Annotated in this window: 10 protein-coding genes; 9 read left to right on the top strand and 1 reads right to left on the bottom strand. The window is 66.8% G+C overall.

Translation table 11 applies throughout. The features are described from left to right. Positions 1 to 157 precede the first annotated feature (157 nt). Positions 158 to 1225, top strand: a complete 1068-nt coding sequence (rsgA, locus tag NT151_13120; protein MCX6539856.1) for a ribosome small subunit-dependent GTPase A — start codon at positions 158 to 160, stop codon at positions 1223 to 1225. A 2-nt stretch (positions 1226 to 1227) separates the two neighbouring features. Here rsgA and NT151_13115 read toward each other — a convergent pair whose 3' ends face one another. Further along, on the bottom strand, positions 1228 to 3918 hold the full coding sequence (locus NT151_13115) for a M14 family metallopeptidase (protein MCX6539855.1): 2691 nt from the start codon (positions 3916 to 3918) through the stop codon (positions 1228 to 1230). Between the two features lie 437 nt (positions 3919 to 4355). Between NT151_13115 and NT151_13110 the strand changes: the two genes are divergently transcribed. From NT151_13110 to ahcY, 8 genes are all read left to right on the top strand, one after another. Continuing rightward, positions 4356 to 4823: a cytochrome c-type biogenesis protein CcmH gene (locus tag NT151_13110; protein ID MCX6539854.1), complete on the top strand. Its 468-nt coding sequence runs from the start codon at positions 4356 to 4358 to the stop codon at positions 4821 to 4823. A 5-nt stretch (positions 4824 to 4828) separates the two neighbouring features. Then, positions 4829 to 4978 carry a hypothetical protein gene (locus tag NT151_13105; protein MCX6539853.1) on the top strand — a complete coding sequence of 50 codons (150 nt, stop codon included), beginning with the start codon at positions 4829 to 4831 and terminating at the stop codon, positions 4976 to 4978. 109 nt (positions 4979 to 5087) lie between these two features. Continuing rightward, the gene (locus NT151_13100) at positions 5088 to 7886 is read left to right on the top strand and encodes a DUF349 domain-containing protein (GenBank protein ID MCX6539852.1); all 2799 of its coding nucleotides are present in this window, start codon (positions 5088 to 5090) and stop codon (positions 7884 to 7886) included. Continuing rightward, positions 7826 to 9724 carry an oligoendopeptidase F gene (gene pepF, locus NT151_13095; GenBank protein MCX6539851.1) on the top strand — a complete coding sequence of 633 codons (1899 nt, stop codon included), beginning with the start codon at positions 7826 to 7828 and terminating at the stop codon, positions 9722 to 9724. The genes NT151_13100 and pepF overlap by 61 nt, the downstream gene beginning before the upstream one ends. Positions 9725 to 9779: 55 nt before the next feature. Next, entirely contained in the window at positions 9780 to 12935 is a 3156-nt protein-coding gene (locus NT151_13090) for a hypothetical protein (protein MCX6539850.1), read from the top strand. After that, positions 12910 to 14109 carry a VWA domain-containing protein gene (locus NT151_13085; GenBank protein ID MCX6539849.1) on the top strand — a complete coding sequence of 400 codons (1200 nt, stop codon included), beginning with the start codon at positions 12910 to 12912 and terminating at the stop codon, positions 14107 to 14109. Before NT151_13090 ends, NT151_13085 begins: the two co-directional genes overlap by 26 nt. 35 nt (positions 14110 to 14144) lie before the next feature. Next, positions 14145 to 17042: a VWA domain-containing protein gene (locus tag NT151_13080; GenBank protein MCX6539848.1), complete on the top strand. Its 2898-nt coding sequence runs from the start codon at positions 14145 to 14147 to the stop codon at positions 17040 to 17042. A 135-nt stretch (positions 17043 to 17177) separates the two neighbouring features. Beyond that, positions 17178 to 18677: an adenosylhomocysteinase gene (ahcY, locus tag NT151_13075; protein ID MCX6539847.1), complete on the top strand. Its 1500-nt coding sequence runs from the start codon at positions 17178 to 17180 to the stop codon at positions 18675 to 18677. Positions 18678 to 18688: the final 11 nt, after the last annotated feature.

Below are 18688 nucleotides of genomic sequence, written 5' to 3'. Positions count from 1 at the left end.
TGAAGCAGATTCCGGAGCGCGGTGCCCCGACTGCCGTTGCCGTATTTCGGAATCGGGGCACTAACTCCACGTCGAGCGTGATGGACACGTCGTCGCTGACCACGCCGCCGCCTGACCCTCTTTCCGGCGTCCGCCGGCGCCTGTGCTACGCTCGTCGATGGTGGATCTCCGGGATCTCGGCTGGGACGCGTCTTTCGAGCAGCACTTCGAGGAGCACGGCCGGCGCGGCCTCACGGCGGCGCGCGTGACCCTCGAGCACCAGCACATCTACACGGTGCAGGCCGCCGACGGCGAGTCGCTGGCGACGGTGGCGGGCGGGCTGCGCCACCGCGCGGCCGGCCGCCACGAGTTTCCCGCGGTTGGCGACTGGGTGGCCATCACCCCGGTCGCGGGGGGCCGCCGCGGCGTCATTCAGGTCATCCTGCCCCGCAGGAGCAAATTCTCCCGGAAGGTCGCGGGGCGCGAAACCACCGAGCAGGTGGTGGCGGCCAACATCGACACGGTGTTTCTGATGATGGGGCTCGACGGCGATTACAACCTGCGCCGCATCGAGCGGTATCTGATCACCGCACGCGACGGCGGCGCCTCCCCGGTGGTCGTCCTGAACAAGGCAGACATCTGCGCCGATGTCGAAGCCCGGGTGCGGGAAGTCCAGGCGGTCGCGCAGACGGCGCCGGTGCACGCTGTCAGCACGAAGGATGACGGGCTCCTCGACGTCCTTGACCCCTACCTGATTGCCGGCCGGACCATCGCGCTGCTGGGGTCGTCGGGCGTCGGCAAGTCCACGCTGGTGAACCGCCTGGTGGGGCACCAGATGCAACCCACGCGAGCGGTTCGCGCCAGTGATCATCGTGGCCGTCACACAACGACGAATCGGGAACTCATCATCGTCACGGGCGGCGCGCTGCTCATCGACACGCCCGGCCTGCGTGAGCTGCAGTTGTGGGACGGGGCCGGCGGGATGGACGCCACCTTTGACGATATCGAAGTGCTTGGCGGGGGGTGCCGGTTTCGCGATTGCCGGCACGACGCCGAACCGGGGTGCGCGGTGAAGGCCGCCGCCGACGCAGGTCAGCTCGATGGCGGCCGGCTGGAGAGCTACCGTGAGCTGCACAGAGAACGGGCGTTTCTGGCCAGCCAGCAGGACGAGCGGGCCGGGCAGGAGCGTAAGCGCCAGGCGCGGACGATCTCGAAGATCATCCGCGACTTCAAACCGCGCGAATAGGACTACTTCCCCTCCTGCGCCGCGGCCAGGTAGATGGCGTTAAACAGCAGCGGGAACGTCGCCTGCGTCTGGGCCCGGTGTTGCGGCCGCAGCCCGAACAAGACGATGCGCCCGGGGGCGAGATCGACCGACACGACGGCCGCCCGGCCGGTCATCAACTCCTCGCCCTTGAGCCACCCCGACGCGACCAGGTCCGCGTTCGGGTACCGCACGATGACCGACGTCTTCTGTGACGCGAACCCCTCGGTGAGCGCGAAGAACGGGCTGTTGATATAGAAGCCGTACGTGCTCGCGTCCATCCCGGCACCCATCGGATGACTGGTGTCGACCTGGATGCGCATGATCGTGCCCGGCGCGAACTGCTGATCGCGGCTCAATCCCCGCTTCAGGTTCTTCACCGGCAGCGGGAACCGATCGATGGCGAAGTCGCAGGCGTTGCCGAGCATCACGAGTGTGCCGCCCTGCGCCACGAACGCCTTCAGCGCCTTGACCCCCTCATCACCAATGCCGCCGCGGTACTCGGGCCGCACGCTGGCCGCCTCGTTGCCCCTGACGATGCTCTCTGGCTGCTGATCGGCGAAGAGAATCACGTCGAATTTCTCGCGCAGCTTGCCCGCCTTGATGTCGGCATTGTGCAGCGACGTGTACGGGAACTCGTGCTGTTCGATCACCCAGCGCGTCCAGCCCTCGTCCATGTTGCCCGACCAGGGCTGGTACATCGCGAGGCGTGGTGCCTTCAGCGCCAGCGACCGGCCCGCGCCGGCCGTCAACGGTTTGTCGTCGGCGCGAATCTGCAGGCCCAGCGAGGTAGCCATCGCCTGCATGGCCTTCGGCGTGGCACCCGTGACCTCAACGCGCGACACTGGACCCGACGCGTCCTGCGCCTGTACGAGGCTGACACGCGCGCCGTCCTTGAACAGCCGGTTGATCGCGATGGCCGCATCCGGCCCGGTGTAGTCGAACACGAAGCGCTTGCCGGTGCCGGTGACCGCGCCGGCGATTTTTGGCGTGTCGCTCACCTTCGTCAGGCGCACGCTTTCGCCTATCGGCTTCTTGACGAACGTCACGTCGACGCCGAGCAGCATCCCCAGCGACCACGAGGTGACGTCGTAGGGCGGCTCAGGCGGCGAGTTGGGACCGCCACGGCGGACCTCCGGGTAGGTCTGTTTCTCGAGCATGTCCTTGGCGTACCGCGCAAACACCTGCGTCATCGGGATGACGAACGTGCCGGCGGGGTAGTCCTTGTCATCCGCTTTGAACGTCGCGTCGGCCTGATACACATCGACCCCACCCATCTGGAGGCGTCCAACCAGGCGGTACGCGGCAGCCGGGTCGTGCTGCGTCGATGGCGTCACCACGATCGCGGCCGGATCGCCCTTCCTGCCGGCGTCGATCGTCGCGCGATTGACCTCATAAATCTGGCGCAGCAGCGTCTCCCTCTGATCAGCCGCCAGTTCGAGCGTGGCCATCGTCGCGATCAGTTCGTAGTCGACGATGTCGCGGAGTGTCCAACGGCCACCAAGCCAGGGTCGCGGATACTCCGTTCGCGGCATGACGTCGGTCGGTGGCGGCATCACACCACCGGCATCGCCCTGTCCTCCTCGACCGCCGCCGCCCCGCCCGCCACCTTCGCCAGAGGTCGGAGCGGGCGGCCGCCCCATCTCGGCTCTGCGCTGCTCGGTCGGCGATGCGACGCGCACGGAAGCCACTTCGGTCAGCAGGCCGACCTGGTTGTGCCACCATCCACTCCAGGCCATCGCGCCTTGCCAGAAGTTCGTGTAGGTGGCGTTGTAGATGATGCCGTCCTTGCCGGCGGCCTCGAGCGCCGCGCCCTGCGTCTGGCCGAACAGGGTATTCCACCGATAGATAAGCGGGTGCACGTTGGGGTTGATGGGGTCGGTGGCCGGCATCACGAAGATGCGCGCGCCGTTGGCGCCCTGCTGGTGCTCGTCGAGCCAGACCGCCGGGAACCAGTCCTGCCACAGGAGCTTCGCCGTCAGCTGGCTTTCTTTCTGCGTGAACATGTACATATCGCGGTTGTTGTCGTGGCCGACGTACGGGTGATACAGCCACGGCATCTGCGACGGCTCGAACTCGGTGCCCAGGTTCTTGTTGTACCAGTCGACCACCATGATCTGGCCGTCCGGATTGAGGCTTGGGACCAGCAGCAGAATCACGTTGTTGAGCACGTGCTGCACGCGCGGCGAGTTGTCAGTAGCCAACCGGTACACGAGATCGAGCACCATCTGCGACGCGCCGATCTCGGTCGAGTGAATGTTGCACGTCACGACGACGACCGCTTTGCCGGCCTGAAAGATCTCGTCACGCTGCGCATCGGTCGGCGTGCCGTCGCGGAAGTAGAGGCGGCGTTCGAGGCCGCGGTAGTAGTCGATCTTCTTCAGGTTCTCAGCGGCGCTGATCTCGAGCGCGATGAACGGATTGCCCTGCGTCGTCTTGCCCAGTTCGCGGAACCGGACGCGATCCGAGGCGGCGGCCACCAGCCGCATGTAGTCCACGATCCTGTCCCAGCGGGCCAGCTTCGTGTCGGCGCCGACACGGAAGCCCAGAAACTTCTCAGGCGTCTGCATGGCCGGCGCCTGCTGGGCGTAGGCAACCAGCCTCGCCGTCGAACTCGATGTCAGGAGCAGGGACAGTCCCAGAACAATCGCAACCGCGAGGCGTGATGCGCGCATATGTCAGAACCCTCCTCGTTGCCGAATGGCCGCTCGTGGCGGACGTCGCGCACGGGAACCCGGTGCCGGCCGTTGGATTCGAGCGAGAAGCACGCTAAGTCCTTCGATTCACAAGTTCGGCAACGAATGCGTTCACTCAAGACTTAGTGCTGAGCGAGCATTATTCACCGGATTGCCTCACAAAAATAGGCAACCGTCATTGCGAGTCGAAGCGCTGAGGTATCCCCGTGCATCCGTCAAGCGCCCCCGACCTGATTCGCCGCGCCGGCCGACGTGCAGCAGCGATGGGGAAGGTCTCGAAGCCCCAGGTGATCCAATTGTTTGAACAGGCGTGATCCCGGTTCGGCTGGAGTGAAACGCCCGGCTTGCGGTACACTTATGTGTTGCCCAGGCCACCTTGGTCGGTTGGCGCGCCCGGGCTTTCAAGAGACCACTGCATGGGCATCCTGACGTCATTCTTCATCGCGCTGTTGCTGGCCGCTCCGCCTCCTGATCCGCAGGCGCTCGAGCGGGAGGCCAAGCAGATCGAAGCGATGTTGATCGCGCCGTGCTGCTGGAGCCAGCAGGTCTCGCTCCATCAGTCGCCGGTGGCAGATGAAATCAAGGCCAACATCCGTCGGATGCTGGCTCAGAACAAGACGCGGCAGCAGATTCTCGACGCGTACGTCGCGGAGTATGGTGATCGGATCCTGGCCGAGCCGCCCGCGCGCGGGTTCAGTGCGGCGCTGTACGTGCTCCCCTGGGTGTTTCTGGCTGGCAGCATCGGCCTCGTCGTGACGGTCGTGCGTCGACTCCGAGCGTCTGCCCCGCGCGTTCCAGCGCTGGCGTCTGCACCGCGTGCACCATCGCCCGAGAGTGAAGCCGAGGCGGACCGCCTCGATGAAGAACTTCGGAACCTGGATTGACCGGCGTGAGTGACGAGAGCCTGCAGGACCGCTACGCGCCCGAGACCACGTGCTTCGGCTGCGGTCCGGCCCACGCGAGTTGTCGCGGAACCTTCGTGGCCGTCAAGCCCGAACATCCTGGATATCAACGCTGGTCGGATGCGATCAAGGAGTGATGAGATGCCCCCAAGCATGATCGTGATCGCGCTGGCGGGGTCGGATGGCAAGATCCACTCACTGGCAGAGTTCAAGGGCAAGAAGAAGTAGGACCTCGATCGAATCACGATGGGACTGATCGACCGACTGCGATCGCATCCACGATGGAAGCACCAGGACGCGGAGGTGCGCCTCGAGGCCGTTCGAGAGATGACCGCCGACGCTCGCGACACGCTCGCGGAGCTGGCGACGACAGATGACGACGCCCGCGTGCGGAAGGCGGCCGTCGCTCGTCTGGATCACGTGGAGACGCTGGGTCGGGTGGCGGCCGGGGACGGTGATGCCGGTGTGCGCGAAGAAGCCGCGGCAAGGCTTGCGGCCATGGCCGCCGACGCCACAGACGAAGCGATGGGACGTGCCGCCATCGACGCCCTTGGAAGCGGGGCCGATGCGCGTATCTACCTCACGCTCGCGAAGGGGGCTTTCCTGGACGCGGTGGGCCGTGCCGCCGTCGATGCCCTCCGCGATTCAAAGGCCCTTAGCGCTGTGGCGCGCCAGTCGCGCCACGAGTTGGTGGCACGAGCTGCGCTCGACCGTCTGGACGATCCCGCCGAACTGGCGCAGGTCGCCCTGCGGAGCGAGCACCGCGATGTCGCGCTGGCGGCTCTCGATCGGGTGTCCGATCGGGAGGCGATCGAGCAGGTCGCGAGCCGTGCCAAACACAAAGCCGTGGTTCGCCGGGCCCGCGCGTTGTTGCGCCAGCCCGGTGAATCTGATCCGCCAGTTGACCAGGCCGGGACACCGTTGAGGTCCGATCCGGTCGATGAGGCGTCCGAGACACCCGTGGCCACACAACACGACGACCAGCAGCCGCCAGCCGCAGACGTTCTGACTCGATCGCCAGCCCCAGTCGAGGAGCCTGTGGTTGAGAGTCCGCTGTTGGAGGTGCCAGAAGCGGTAGCTGCTCCGCCGCCTGAGCCGGTCGCGGCGACGGCCGCGCTTGTGGAGGCACCCGAGCCGGTGGAGACACCAGAGGCGGTGGAGGCACCAGACGCGGTGGAGGCATCAGACGCGGTGGAGACACCAGAGGCGGTGGACGCACCAGAGGCGGTGGAGGCATCAGACGCGGTGGAGGCATCAGCGCCTGCGGAGGTGCCCGTCCCGGTCGTGGTGGCGGACACGCCCGAGCAGCGCGCCGAAAAGCTGGCGCATCTCGTGCAGTTGCTCGATGGTGCCGAGCAGGTGTTGGCCGCCACGGATTTTTCTGACGCCCGCACGCGGTGGAACGCGCTCCGGCGAGACTGGACGTCGATGCTGCCCGGCCTCGAGTTAGACGAGGAGACGGCCGCCAGAGTGACGCGGATTGAAACGCAGATTGACGAGCGCGAATCCGCGCTGCGCGAGGCCCGCACCAGACAGCAGCACGAGAACCTGCTTCGCCTGCAGCACCTCAGCGAACAACTCGAAAAGGTTGCCCAGAGCGAGCGGCTGACATTGCGTGACGCCGAACGCGCGCTGCGGGAGGCCCGCGCCGCGCTCGATGCGCCGGGGCCGCTGCCGTCGAGACAGGACCAGCAAGCGATGGTCGCGAGGCTGAAGTCGGTTCAGTCGCTCGTGTTCCCGCGCGTCCAGGATCTGCGCGAAGCCGACGAGTGGGAGCGCTGGGCGAACGCCGGCGTGCAGGAATCACTCATCCGCCGGCTCGAAGCCCTGCGCGAGGAGGCTGATCCGGCCAATGTGGCCCGGCAGTTGCGGCAGATTCATGACGAGTGGCACAAGGTCCGCACGGTGCCGCGCGAGAAGGGCCACGACCTCTGGCAGCGCTACAAGACGATCGAGGCCGAGATTCGCGATCGGTGTGAGTCGTTCTTCCAGCATGTCGCGACCGAGCGTGGCGAGAACCTCAAGGCCAAGGAAGCGTTGTGCGAGCAGGTTGAGGCGCTGGCCGAATCGACCGACTGGATTCGCACGGCCGAGACCATCAAGGGACTGCAGGCGCAGTGGAAGACGCTCGGTCCCGTGACGCCTGGCCACGAGAAGGCCATCTGGGAGCGGTTCCGCGCCGCCTGCGATCGCTTCTTCACCCGTCGCAAGCAGGACCTGACCGAGCGCAAGACCGTCTGGACTGTCAACCTGCAGAAGAAGGAACAGATCTGCGCGGCGCTCGAGGCGTTGGCGGAGACCACCGATTGGGACCATGCGCTCGCCGAGGTCAAGCGGCTGCAGGCGGACTGGCGCACCGTGGGGCCCGTCAAGCGCAGCCGGGCCGAGTCGCTGCTGTTGCGGTTCAGAAACGCCAGCGAGCATTTCTTCGACAGCTACGCGCATCGCAACGATCAGGAAGTGGCCCGGCAGTCGGCCGTGCGGGAACAGGTGTGCCAGAGCCTCGATGCGCTGCTGCCGACCGGCGACGAGCAGGCCATGGTGCCTGAGGAAGGGATCCTGAAGCACGTGCTGGCGCTCAAGCGTCAGTGGGACTCGGCGCCGACACTGCCGCGCGCCGAAGGTGAGCCGCTCGCCGTGCGTTTCGCGCAGGCGATGAATCGACTTTCCGAGCTGCATGCCGAAGCCTTCAAAGGCAGCGAGTTGGATCCGGAGACCACCCGTCAGCGTCTCGAGCACCTGTGCGAGCTGGTCGAAGGCCTTGCTGGCGAGGATCGGACCTCCGAGCAGCTGTCGCCGGCGGCGATTCTCGCGACGCAATGGCGCGAGGCGCTCGCGGCCAACACGATTGGCGGGCGGGCCGACGACGAGGCGAAGTGGCGGAACGCCGCTGAGGAGATCCGCAAAGCCCAGGCCGCGTGGCGGCGGATTGGTCCACTGCCAGACGCGACGGCCCGCGAGCTGAACGATCGGTTCCAGCGGGCCTGCAACCGGTTCTTCCGGCAGCGCGAGCGGCGCAATCCTACGGCGCCTCAGGCGCGATAGCGGGGAGGCCGTTTCTGAGACCCCAAACCCGAGACCGCGCCGCGATCCCGGACCGCTTCAAGTGGGATCTGGAGCCGATCTTCGCCTCGTGGGAAGACTGGCAGGCGGCCTACGACCGCCTCGAGCGCGACGTCGACGAGTTTGCCTGCCGTCGCGGATCGCTCGGGCAGGGGGCCGAGTCGCTGCTCGCGGCGTACCGCGCCCTCGACGCGCTGGGCACGCTGGCGTATCGCGTCTGGTATTTCCCGTCCCTTCGTCATGACGAGGATCAGCGCGACAACCAGGTGAGCGCCCGCCACCAGCAGGTCCAGATCCTGATGGCGAAGTGGCAGCAGGCCACCTCCTGGTTCAATCCCGAACTGCTGGCGATTCCAATCGAGACCGTGCGCGGGTGGATGCAGGCTGACGCCAATCTCGCGCTGTACCGCTTCGCGATCGAGAACATGTACCGCCAGCAGGAGCACGTGCTCGATGAGGCGGGCGAGCGGCTGATGTCGCTGGCCGGGCGGTTCGAGGCCGCGCCGTCCGACGCGTACGCCTCGCTCTCGACGGCGGACGCCAGGTTCCCCGAGATCACGCTGAGCGACGGCCGCACGGTGACGGTGTCGTACGGCGAGTACCGATCCATTCTCGAGACGTCCCGCCAACAGACGGATCGGGCCGCGGCGTTTCGCGCCTATCTCGGCACCTTCGACGCGGCGCGCAACACGTATGCCGCGCTCTACAACGGCGTCTGCCAGCGGGACTGGTTTCAGGCGCGGGCGCGCGGCTATCGGTCCACGCTCGATGCGGCGCTCCACGGCAACAACATCCCGCCGGCGGTGGTCGAGACGCTGATTGCCGTCGCACGCGAGCACACGCAGGGGGTGCGCCGCTACCACCGGCTGCGCAAACGCATCCTCGGGCTCGATCGGTACTTCACGTATGACAGCACAGTGCCCCTGATCGCATTCACGCGCGCCTACGATTACGACGAGGCACGTCGCTGGGTCGTCGAGTCGGTCGCGCCGCTGGGCGAGGCGTACCAGGCCGAGGTGCGGCGCAGCTTCGAAGCGGGCTGCATCGATGTCTACGAGAACGAGGGAAAGCGCAGCGGGGCATACTCAGCGCCGGTGTACGGCGTGCATCCCTACATGCTGTTGAACCACAACGATACGCTCGATGCCGTCTTTACGCTGGCGCACGAGATGGGACACAGCATCCACACCGTGCTTGCGCATCGGCACCAGCCGTTCGTCTACTCCGACTATACGATTTTCGTGGCCGAGGTGCCGTCCACGCTGAATGAGGCGCTGCTGCTCGAGTACCTGCTGGCGCAAAGCGCCGACCCGCGCGAGCGGATCGTCCTGCTGCAGCATGCGATCGACAACATCGCGGGGACCTTCTTCGCACAGTCGCTGTTCGCGGACTACGAACTGCGCGCGCACGCCCTGGTGGAGCAGGACCATCCCATCACCGCCGACGTCCTCTGCGGGATCTATGGCCAGTTGATGGCTGAGTACTACGGCGACACGTTCGATGACGAGCCGCTGGTTCAGGCGACTTGGGCGCGCGTCCCGCACTTCTACAGCACCCCGTACTACGTCTACCAGTACGCCACCTGCTTCGCCTCGGCAGCGCACCTGGTGCGCGGCATCGTCGACGGCGAGGGTGCTGGCCGCGAGGCGGCCGTCGCACGTTATCTCGATCTGCTCAAGGCCGGCGGCAACGACTATCCGATGGAGCAGTTGCGCCAGGCGGGTGTCGACCTGAGCCGGCCGGAGACCGTCAGGGCTGTGGTCGTCCAGTTCGAGCAACTGGTGGACCGGCTCGAGCGGGAACTCGATGCGCTCACGTAGGGCGCAAGTCGCCGGGGTCGCGTGCGACGCTGGGATTGGTCCTCCAGACGGGCGTGTGATCACCTTTCGGTGCATCACGACCATACATGGCGTCATGCGCGCGGTGACCGTCGTCCCCCTCCTGGTGCTGTGCTGGAGCGTCCACGGTATGGCCGCGGTCCAGACCCCGGCGGCTGACGCGGCGTGGTCGCACGTGCGCGTGCCAGGCGGCACGGCCGTGCTGCTTCGTGTCGCAGGTCTTGATCCCGCCACGCCGCGCGCCCAGGCCCTCTGGTCGCTGGTCAGATCGCTCTATGCGTTCGCCGAAAAGTTCGAGCCGGTCGCCGACCAGCGTCGCAGTCGCGTCTATGCGTATCTCCAGGCGATCGCGGACTTCGAGCGCGCGCGATCGGGGCTTCCCGCCGGGCCGGTCGCGCTGGCCATCGCGAAGGTCCCTGAATCGCGCCGGCGGCTCGACGCGCTGTGCGCGGCGATTGGCTCGCAGCTCCGGCCCGAGGGCAGTCGATTCACCATGCATGCCGCACCGGGCGAGCGCGAGCAGCAGCGGCGCGCGTGGCTCAAGGAGGCGGGTCTTGATGTCGACGCGATCGAGATCGAGATGAACGCCGGTCGCTCGGTGAGCCTGACGCTGCCGGGTGACAACGTCCCATCGCCGCTGACGGAGGGCACCTGGGACGCGCTGCTGCAGCCGCCGCCCGAACGTGCGGGCGTGCTCCTCGCGGCGATCCTGATGGATCGCCGGGCATCGCTGCTGTTTGTCGGGTTATCGGCGACCGATGCCACCACCCGGGCCTATATCGCCGCGCGCCCGGACCTGCTCGACGCCATCTATCGAACGTCGCGGGTCGCCGCGCTGGCCGCGCATGGACAGAGCCTCCGAGTGCGCGATGGACGTGTCGACGTGCCCGGCGGCGCCGGCGCCGTTCCCCTGTGGGAGAGCCTGGTCGGCGAGGCCATCATTCGCCCGGATCGATTCCTCCTCGAGCTGCTCGGCAGAAACGATGGGCAGGTCGCCATTTTGTACGATGCCATTGCCTATCTTGACGAAGCGGGGCAGACGTTTGTGCTTGGACTGGGACAGCGGAATGTCGAACCGCGGGTCGTCCGGTTTCGCGCGCTGTACGCGGCGAGCCTGACCGCCAATGCCGGCGGCAACCCGGTCGATCACCCATTCAGCCACAACGTCTACGACGCGGCGCACATCCTGGCCATGATGCGATTCTCCCCCGACGGGCGCCCGCAGGCGCCCGCCTGGCGGAAGTTGTGGGACAGGGCGTTGGCCAGCGACGAGATCCCCGCCGCGCCAGACGACGAGGTGAAGGGCATCGAGCAGGACGGTTTCCTCTATGCGGCAGACATCGTCGAACGGATCTGCGTCGCCAATACCACATCGCGGCGGGAGCGCGCGGAGATGTGGCTGTTTGCCCAGCGTGTCTTCGCCCACGCGTCGATCGGCGCGATGCCGGACGTGCTGGTGGCGTTGCGCGGGTACCAGCGCTTTGGCGCGCTCGTGCTCACGCTCGAGCGGTTGGGCATCACCGATCCGTCCGTCTATGCCAGGACGCTCATCCGCGCCGAGCGCGTGATGAGTATCGGTGGCACGACGACCGCCGCCAACGCGCTGGCCCTGTTCCAAGGTTCGCTCGCGATGGTCGAACGCGCCAGGCTCGGCCATGCGATCGATGCCGAGACGGCAGGCCGACTGGTGGTGTCGCTGGCGAGTGTGCCGATGACCAGCGATGGAGAGGCCTTCGGATCGGTCGCAGGATGGATCGAACTGGTCTTTCTGTCGGCGTTGAAGCCGCCGCTCGTGCCATTGGAGGTTCCCACCGACGCCGCCACTCTGGAGCGGCATGTACTCCGCGCGTTCGCCGGATTGGCCCGGAATTCTGAACCGCGGTCCGCGCCGGTTGTCGAGATCGAGGGATTGCGGTACCGGGTCGATCCCGCTGCGGCCGACGTCGCGCGATGGCAAGCAATGCGTGCCGCGCAGGGCGGCGTCACGCTGGACCAGGTGCTCGCCTTCGCCCGGGCCGTCGAGGCGCTGGCGGCCGACGTGTCGGCCGTGTCGGCGCTGCCCGCACGGCTTTCCGCGCTGGTCGCGTCGGCCAAGCCTCTCCTGGCCCACGAATCGCGCGCCCAGACGGCAGCCGGCGTGCCGCCGCGTCTCGGTCGGCTGCTGGATGAGGCCACGACGCGCGTGGCCAGGATCAGGAAGCCCGAGAACCTGAAAGAACTGCCGGACATTGCGCGTCCGTTGCTGCGCGCGGTCGACTACTTCCTCGCCGAAGTGCTGATCGCGCTGGCCTATGCTCCCCATCTCGGCGACCCGGCCGGCAAAGCGATGCTCGCCGGTGATCCGTCCCCGCGCCACGACTGGGGGCTCACCGAGCGGATCGAGAAAGACCGGCTGCGCGCGCCGTGGCGCATTCCGACCTGGACGCGGGACGCGGCCGGGGTGTGGCGGGTCTCTGGATCGCTGATGGCGTTGGACGTCGGTCTGGGCGACCTGGCCCTTCGGCGTGTGTTCACCGAATCGCTGCCCGATCCGCCCACCCTCAGTGCCAACGACCGGGCGGCGTTCACCGAAGGCGTGAGCCTCGCCAACGCGTTCGACTACCTCGATGAGGATCGCGATCAGTTGGTCGACGCGCTTCGGCGCGGCCGGGCCAGGGTCGCGTCGGCGCAGTCGAATCCGGGCACTCTGACTGATCTCATGAACGCGGCTGGCATTCGGGGCGCGAGACGAGAGATGATCCCGTGGACGCTGGCGAACGAACCAGAGCGGCTGCCGGATTTCTTCTCACTGAGTGACGTGCTCCGGGTCGGCCAGGTGCGGCCGTCATCAATCGAGCGTCTCGATGCGTGGGGGACATCCGGGTTGGCTCGCGAAGGCTGCCTCTGCCTTACATTCCCCTTGACGGGCGATTGGGAGACGATGGCTGGACGCCGCGGCAAGGCGGTCGTCGCGTCCCTGATGCCCGACATGGCGCTGCTCGTCGCCGACGCGCTCCGGGAGCGCCATCTGCCGGCGATGCTGACGCGGTCGATGCTTGCGGCGGCGACACAGGATTTCGAGGACGACGTTCGTCTGGCGTTCGAGGACGACTGGATCTCCATGTTCCGGCAGGTGCGGAAGACGCTGCCACCGAGGATGGATGACTACATCGCATCGCTCACGACCAATGGACCGTTGGTCCCCATCCGGTAGCGGACGCGGGACGCCGCGTCGCCTGGCCGCCGTCCTGCTGCTTGCGGCGATGGCGCTGGCGGCCGTCGTGTCGGCGCGCCAGACAGGCACGACGCCATCAGCCGATCCGGTCATCGTCTTCGAGTCGCCGGTCGACAACGGCTACACGAGTGGACCAACGCCGCTGCGGATTCGGATCGAACCGAAAGGCGCTGACATCCGGACCGTGAGCCTGTTTGCCGACGGCCAGCTCGTGTGCGCGCTGGAGCGCTCACCGTTTGAGTGTTCGTGGGATGCCGGGCGTACGGTGGTGGAGCATACGTTGCGCGCCACGGCGCAACTGGCGAGTGGTCGGCGGATCGCGCAGAGCATTCGCACCAAGGGCGAGGCCTACACAGAGTCGGTCGACGTGGATGTCATCCAGGTGACCGCGGCGGTCACCGACGGCGGCGGGCGGTTTGTCCGCGGGCTGCCCCGCGACGCGTTCCGCGTCTACGACAACAACGTCGCCCAGACAATCACGAGTTTCCAGGCGGAAAACATCTCGCTCGAGATCATCGTGGCTGTCGACGTGAGCGGGAGCATGACCGGGGCCATGCCGACCGTGAAGGCGGCGGTCAAGCGCTTCCTGTCGGCCTTGAGGCCCACCGACCGCGTCACCGTGCTCGGGTTTAACGACAACGTCTTCACGCTGGCCAGGCCCACCGTCGACCTGGCGACTCGCCTGAAGGCCGTCGACCGTCCCGCGCCGTGGGGTGGGACAGCTCTGTATGACGTGATCGTCCAGGCGATCGATCAACTGGGGCGCCAGCCAGGGCGACGCGCGCTGGTGGTGTTCACCGACGGCGAAGACCTCAACAGCCGTGTGCCGCTCGAAGTGGCGGAACGCCACCTCGAGGCGAGCGATGTCACGCTTTATCCGATCGGCCAGGGTCGCGCGCCCACAATCGTCGCGCTGAGGACCGTACTGGAGCGTCTGGCAAAGCGGAGCGGCGGCCGCGCGTTCTTCGAAACACTCGACAAGCTCGACGATGTGTTTTCGGCGATCATCGATGAGTTGTCGAATCAATATCTGCTGGGCTATGTGCCTATCAACAGCGCCCGTGATGGCCGCTGGCGAACCCTGCGCGTGGAAGTGCCGACACGCGACGTCAGGATCAGGACCCGGCAGGGCTATCGCCTGGAGGCCAGGTGAGCCGCGTGTCGTCAACGACCGGAGCGAGGCGGACGATGAGGATCAAGAACGCGTGCAGGGCGGCAATCGTGTTTACCGGACTCGCCATCTGCAGCGGTCCGTTGCAGGGCGCCCGTAGACAGCCTCCGTCGCCGCAGAAACAGACGCCCGTCTTCAAGTCGGGCGTGGAGTTGGTGGCCGTCGACGTGAGCGTGGTCGACAGGAATGGCCAGCCAGTCAAAGGGCTCAGGCCGGATCAATTCGAGGTGACGCTCGACGGCAAACCGCGGCGGGTGGCCTCGGCTGAATTCATGGAGTTCGTCACCGCCGGCAAGTCGGCTGCGGCCGCAGAGGCGCCGGCACGCCGCGTCTACAGCTCAAACGAAGACGCCGCGGGACAGCCGGTGGCGCCAGGCCGGCTGATCTACCTCGCTGTCGATCAGGGCAGTTTTCGCACAATCGGGGCGCATGGCGCGATGGAGGCCGCCCGGAAGTTCATCGATCGATTACAGCGATCCGACCGGGTCGGTCTCATCGCGTTTCCGCCGCCAGGTCCGTGGGTGCAGGCGTCACAGAACCACGCCGCGGCGCGCGCGGCGACCGAGCAGATCATCGGGTCGGCCGACGCCTTGCGATCCCAGGCGTTCGGCGGCCGGATCAGCCTGACAGAGGCCATCGACATCCGTGCCGGGGACACGATGGTGTTTGATCTGGTGGTGCGGCGGGAGTGCGGGACATTGACGGGGCACTTAATGGATGGCTGCAGGAACCAGATCACGATGGAGGCGACCGGCATCGGACAGGCGGCCGCCATGCAGGTGACCAGAAGCCTCGGAGGACTTCAGGCGGTGGTCCGAAATCTGGCACAGATTCGAGAACGCAAGACGCTCGTGCTTGTCAGCGCTGGATTGCCTGTGGCAGACAGAGTGGGCACCGATCTCCAGTTCTCCGGAGATGTCACGTCGATCGCCCGGGACGCGGCTGCGGCCAATCTCAACCTGTACATCTTGCACATCGACTCGAGTTTTCTGGATGCCGTGTCGATTGTGGATGGTCGCGGGATCGGAGGTGGCGACAGCCTGTGGCGCGAAATGAGCATGATGAGCACCGGGCTGGAGCTCCTCGCCGGTGCCGGTGGAGGCTCGCTGGCCCGCGTGGTGGCGGGAGCCGATGTCGCTTTTGATCGCGTGCTGCGCGAAACGGCCGCCGCGTACGTGCTGGGCGTGGAGCCAGCCGAAGGCGACCGCGACGGAAAGACGCATCAGATCCACGTCAAGGTGAACATCCCCGGTGCCGAGGCGAGGAGCCGCGCCGAGGTGACGCTGCCGGGTAAGGCCACGACGCCCGCGACGCCCGACGACGCGCTCGCCGAGATCCTTCGCGCGCCACGACTGGCGACGGGCCTGCCCATGCGCGTGACCACTCACACGATGGCGCAGGAATCGGGTGCGGGTCTTCGCGTGTTCATCAGCGCGGAGATTGGCGAAGGACTCAGCGGTCCGGTCGACATGCACGTCGGCTACGTCATCTCGGACGCGATCGGCCGCACCTTCGGTGCCGTCGCGCAGAAGTCCCGGCTGACGCCAAGAGCGACCAGCAAAATGGGATCGGCGTCGTTCCTCGTGGATGGCGTGTTCAAGCCTGGCAACTACGTTCTCCGCCTCGCGGCGACTGATGCGGCCGGACGGGCCGGAAGCGTCGAGCATCCGTTTACCGTTGGGCTCACTGACGGAGACGGCATCCGGATCGGGGACCTCCTGCTGCTCGATCCCCTGCGCAGCAAGGAAGAAGGTGTCGCGGCCGTGACCGACGGTGAGCTCTGGGGTCAGAGCGTCGAGGCATACATCGAGTTCGTGCCGAAGGCTGGTCAATTGGCGTCGAGCGGCGTGACGTTTGGCATTGCCGATCGTCCCGGTGCCGCACTCCTCCTGTCGTTCCAGGTCCCCGCATCGCGGAAAGACGCGAAGGCACCATGGACGGCAGGCGTGCACCTCGATCTGAGTCCTCTGCCACCCGGAGACTACATCGCGGTGGCCACGATCAATGATGCAAAGCGCCAGCTCGGCCGCGTCGAGCGGCCAATCCACATCGAGCGCCGGGCCCCAGTTCCTTCCGTATCTGGAGGTGTCGCGACCGCGGCGCCGAGAGTGCGTTTCTCTGCCGGCGAATCAGGCAGTCTTGTCCGCGCCTTTGCCCGCGAGGATGTCCTGCGCGGCGACGCGCTCGGCTTCTTCCTGGCGCGTCTCCAGGATGCCGACACCACCGCGGCCGGGTCGGCGTCGATCGGTGCGGCCTCCAGCGCACTGCGGGGAGGGAAGTTTGATGACGCCCTCGCCGCGCTGGCTGGCGCTGACGCCACGCATCTGGCGGCGCCCTTCCTGAAGGGACTGGCGCTGTTGGGCAAGGGCGACCTGGAGCCGGCGGCCGCGCAGTTCCGCGCGTCGCTGCGCCTCTCGCGAGATTTCCTCCCCGCCGCGTTCTATCTCGGCGCCTGCTATGCCGCCGGAGGGCGCGATCGCGAAGCCGTAGGTGCATGGCAGACCGCACTGGTCACCGAAGCCGACGCGCGCATCGTCTACGACGTGCTGGCCGACGCCCTGCTGCGCCTGCGTGACGCCGAGCAGGCCGTGAGCATCCTGACCGAGGCTCGCAACAAGTGGGCCGACGACGATTCGTTCGTGCCGCGATTGGCCGCCTCGAAGGCGGTACTCGATCACGGGCGGGAGGCGCTCGCGCTGCTCGAGCCGTACATCGCACGGCACCAGACTGACGTCGACGCGATCTTTCTGGCGCTGCGCCTGATGTACGATACCCATGCGGCCGGAGGCCGTGTCAAGACGGCTGCCGAAGACGCCGCAACCGCGCGTGAGTACGCCGGGCTGTACGCAGCAGCCGGCGGCGCCCACGCGGCGCTGGTTGGTCGGTGGGCGGGTTTCATCGCCCGAAGCAAATAAACGCGGCCGGGTGGTTTGGTAATCGGGGATACGCCCGGGTACAATTGATCTTCTGGGGCAGACCGCATCCAGACTTATAGCGACACGAGCGGGCGTGCTGGCCCGGGTTCTGTTGGTTGTGAAGGAGAAGGATTCATGAGCGTGGCCGTTGAAAAAGTCCATCCATACGAAGCGTCGGTAAAGGCCGGCCGGCCGGCCTTCAAGGTGGCCGATCTCGGGCTGGCCGAATGGGGCCGGAAAGAGATTCGGTTGGCTGAGCAGGAGATGCCCGGCCTGATGGCGGTGCGTGATCGCTACCAGGGGCGGAAGCCGCTGGCCGGCGCGCGCATCACCGGCAGCCTGCACATGACGATTCAAACGGCCGTGCTCATCGAGACGCTGGCAGATCTTGGCGCGAACGTGCGCTGGGCGTCGTGCAACATCTTCTCGACGCAGGACCATGCGGCGGCGGCCGTCGCCGTCGGACGTCCCGAGACCGGCGGCACGGCAGCCAACCCGAAGGGCATTCCGGTGTTCGCGTGGAAGGGCGAATCGCTCGACCAGTACTGGTGGTGCACCCGCGAGGCGCTGCTCTGGCCGGATGGCAGCGGCCCGACGCTGATTGTCGACGATGGCGGCGACGCGACGCTGCTCGTGCACAAGGCCGCGGAGTACGAGAAGGCCGGATCGATTCCGGCCTTCAAGCCAAACGAGGATCCGGAGGAGTGGGGCGTCATCCTCCAGCTCATCCGCGACGAATTGAGCCAGCACAAGGGACGCTGGACGACGCTGGCGGCCGGCATCCGCGGCGTGAGCGAGGAGACCACCACCGGCGTGCACCGGCTGTATCAGATGGTGGAGGCCGGCACATTGTTGTTCCCGGCGATCAACGTGAACGACTCGGTGACCAAGAGCAAGTTCGACAACATCTACGGGTGCCGGCATTCGTTGCCCGATGGCCTGATGCGCGCAAGCGACGTGATGCTCGGCGGCAAGCTGGCCGTGGTCTGCGGCTACGGAGAGGTGGGCAAGGGCTGCGCCCAGGCGCTGCGCGGCCAGGGCGCACGCGTCGTGGTCACCGAGATCGACCCGATCTGCGCGCTGCAGGCGGCGATGGAGGGCTACCAGATCGCGACCGTCGAGGACGTGATCGACAAGGCCGACATCTTCATCACGGCGACCGGCAACTACAGCGTCCTGACCGCCGAGCACATGTCGAAGATGAAGGACAAGGCGATTGTCGGCAACATCGGCCACTTCGACAACGAGATCGACATGGCGGGGCTCAAGAAGATCCCCGGCATCGAGCGCATCAACATCAAGCCGCAGTACGACGAGTGGCGTTTCCCGGATGGGCACAGCGTGATGGTGCTGGCCGAGGGGCGTCTGCTGAACCTGGGCTGCGCGACGGGTCATCCGAGCTTCGTGATGTCGGCGTCGTTCTCGAACCAGGTGCTGGCCCAGCTCGAGCTGCACCTGCACAACGAGCGCTACGAGAAGAAGGTCTACATGCTGCCGAAGCACCTCGACGAAGAGGTGGCGCGGCTGCATCTGCCGCATCTGGGTGTCCGGCTCACGCAACTGACCAAGGAACAGGCTGATTACATCGGCGTACCGGTCGGCGGGCCGTACAAGCCGGCGCACTACCGGTACTGAGGCGCCGCTGC

The sequence above is a fragment of the Acidobacteriota bacterium genome, assembly GCA_026393675.1.
Lineage (GTDB): Bacteria > Acidobacteriota > Vicinamibacteria > Vicinamibacterales > JAKQTR01 > JBAXOX01.
The sequence above is the reverse complement of the archived record's forward strand: the minus strand, read 5'-3'. Positions and strand labels throughout refer to the sequence as shown.